This window comes from Myxococcus sp. AB036A (assembly GCF_006547355.1).
Taxonomy (GTDB): Bacteria; Myxococcota; Myxococcia; order Myxococcales; family Myxococcaceae; genus Myxococcus; species Myxococcus virescens.
This window is the reverse complement of the sequence record NZ_VHLC01000210.1, coordinates 1-2,704: the sequence shown is the minus strand read 5'-3', so window position 1 is coordinate 2,704 and position 2,704 is coordinate 1. Positions and strand designations below refer to the sequence as shown.

Annotated in this window: 1 protein-coding gene and 1 pseudogene; one reads left to right on the top strand and one right to left on the bottom strand. The window is 68.7% G+C overall.

Annotated features, from left to right (window positions below):
* The coding region (locus tag FL344_RS38055) for a serine protease (protein WP_141621939.1) at positions 1–1,241 on the bottom strand (1,241 nt) is incomplete at its 3' end.
* A 295-nt stretch (positions 1,242–1,536) separates the two neighbouring features.
* Here FL344_RS38055 and FL344_RS38050 point away from each other — a divergent pair.
* Positions 1,537–2,704 (top strand): annotated as a pseudogene (locus FL344_RS38050) (hypothetical protein); the annotation flags it as partial.

Sequence of the window (2,704 nt, the reverse complement as noted above, 5' to 3'; positions counted from 1 at the left end):
GGGTTGGGGCAGTCGGCGGCGGGCAGCGCGCACTGGGGCAGGCTGGTGCCCAGGTGGCTGATGACCGCTTCGATGGGCACGCCGCGGTTGGGGCAGTTGGCGCAGTGGTGCAGGGCCACCACCAGGTTGTCCGAATGGCCGATGACGGGCGAGCCGGAGGAGCCGCCCTGCGTGTCCGCGTAGTAGCCGATGTCGTTGGGGCCACCGGACTGGCAGGAGGCCTCGTTGCGGCTGTAGATCTCCGCGAAGCCGGACTCGTCCCGGGCATCCGTGGAGCGCACGGCGATCTTCTTGCCGTGGCCGGCCGGGTGCTGCGGCAGGTAGATGCGTTCGTTCACCACGGCGCCGGACGAGCGCAGCTGGAGGTAGCCGTAGGTGTTCACCGGGTTCTGGGACAACTGGATGAGCGCGTAGTCACGCGGCGCGTCCACCTTCACCAGCGTGCCGCCCGGGATGACGTTGCCCGGACAACCGAACCAGCTCGCGCAGCTCGTCGAACAGCTCGCGCCTTCCGCCATGAACTCGTACTGGGTGTTCTGCGCTTCGCTCGCCGTACCGACGCAGTGCTGGTTGGTCATCAGGTGGCCCTGGCTGCCCACGAGCCAGCCCGTGCACGCACCGGAGCCGTTGATGAGCAGGCGCGCCACTGGACGAGCGCGGCCGTACAGGGTGGGGTCGCTGGAGGCGTAGCAGGGCGCCCACTGCGTGTCGTCCGGGCCGCACAGCGCCTTGTCGTTCGACACGCCCATCTCCGCGTTGGTGTAGCCCCGGGCGTACCGGTCGATGGAGTAGCCGTGCTTGTTGAGGATGCCGCGGCGGCTCACGCTGTCGTGGCTGTGCAGCTCGATGATGGCCGTCTCACCGGCAATGTGGATGGCCCAGAAGCCACTGCGCGCACCCGGGTGCGAGTTGTCGTAGCGCCACGACCGGGAGTTGTCCGGCGAGCGCACCACGACGAAGTCGCCATCCTCCAGGTCGAGCCGCTCGAAGTGGGGCGCGATGTACGCCGCCCCAGCGTGGGTGATGACGTCCGTGTGGATGGGGCCGTCGGAGGCGCGAATCTGCGTGGTGGCGTAGGGGTGGGTCGTCTCGAAGCGACGGAAGACGTCCTCGCCCACCTTCGTGAGCCGCTGTGACGAAGAGGAAACTTCTTCCTGCTGGCAGACCTCATCGGAGGCCAGCGCCGCCGGCGCCCCCGTGACCAGCGCCGTGACCAGACATGCGAGTGGGATGCGTTTCATCGATTCTCCTGGGAGTGAAGCCTTGGCGGGTTTGACTGCACTCTCAGTTATATCCTGAGAAACCGGCAATTCCTTGTGATTGCCATGGGTTCCGTAGCCGGAACGGTGTGGTTGGAGATTTTTCGCTTCACGGTGAGTATTGGTTTTCCGTTGCGGCGTGGGGTTTGGACCAGGGCCTTGGTTTCACTCGGCGCAGGTGCCTGTGGCGCCGGTCGTGCGGCCTGGCTGGCATGCAGCGGCCACGCGGTGGGAGGGGCGTCTCAGTCGCTGAGAAGGCGTCTAGAATCGGCCGGACATGGCCGAAAAGCTCGGAGCGATCCTGGTCCGCAAGGGCCTCATCACGCAGGCGCAGCTCGACGAAGCCCTCCGGGCCCAGCTCATCTACGGCGGACGGTTGGGCTCCAACCTTGTCGAGCTGGACATCCTCGACATCGACACCCTGGCCATGGTGCTGGGGGAGATGTGCCGCTACCCGGTGGCGCAGGAAGCGGACTTCGTGGCGGCACCGGACGCGGTGCTGCAACTGCTTCCCGCGGCACTGGCGGAGAAGCACCAGGCCTTCCCGCTGGAGCAGGAAGGCCGGCGGCTCAAGGTAGCCATGGCCAGCCCGCTGGAAATCGAGCACGCGGATGCGCTGGGGTTCATCACCGGTCTGCGCATCGTTCCGTACGTCACGCCGGAGCTGCGGCTGTTCCAGTTCCAGGAGCTTCGCTACGGCATCAAGCGCGAGACGCGATTCATCCAGATGGCCTCGACGAAGCGTCCGCAGCGGACCGCGGCCGTGGAGCTCCCTTCGATGCCCGCCGCGATGAGCATGACGCCTCCGCCTCCCGCGCCCGTGAGAGCGGAGCCCGAGGCGGAAGGGATGTTCGGTGGGCTCGCGCCCGGGCAGTACCTGAGCGGCGATGACCCGGACACGGAGCCCGAGGATTCAGGCTCGGGCCGGTGGGCGCCGGCCGCTTCGGGGAGCTCGCATTCGTTGGACCCGCTGTCGTCGTCCGCGCCTCCGGTGGCGCGGATTGATTTCGGGGAGGACGGCGGGATGCGGGTGGTGACGCCCGAGGTGCCCGTGCCTCCGACGCTGACGCCAGTGGGTGGGGGGGCGCGGCCTGCCTCGCCGCCGCGACTCACGCCGACGGAGACGCCGCGTGCCGTCGCGCCGCCTCCGTTCGCGCTGGAGTCGGCGCCCGCGGAGGAGATTGACCTCCTGGAGGAAGGGGAGGTGCTGGAGGAGGGCGAGGTCGTCGAGGACGGGGCGGCTGTGTCCGAGGACTTCGATGGTGGTGTTCCCGCTCCAGGAGTTGCTGTGGCTTCGGCCATGCCGGTGGCTCCGCAGGGCGCCGGTGGTGGGACGCAGCCGCCTGGGTTGGCGTCGCGGCAGGGCGGGCCGACTCGGCCTCCGTTTCCTCCGATGGGCGCCGCTTCTTCGGAGCCAGGGGCGCCGGCTCGGGGGGCTTCGGGGG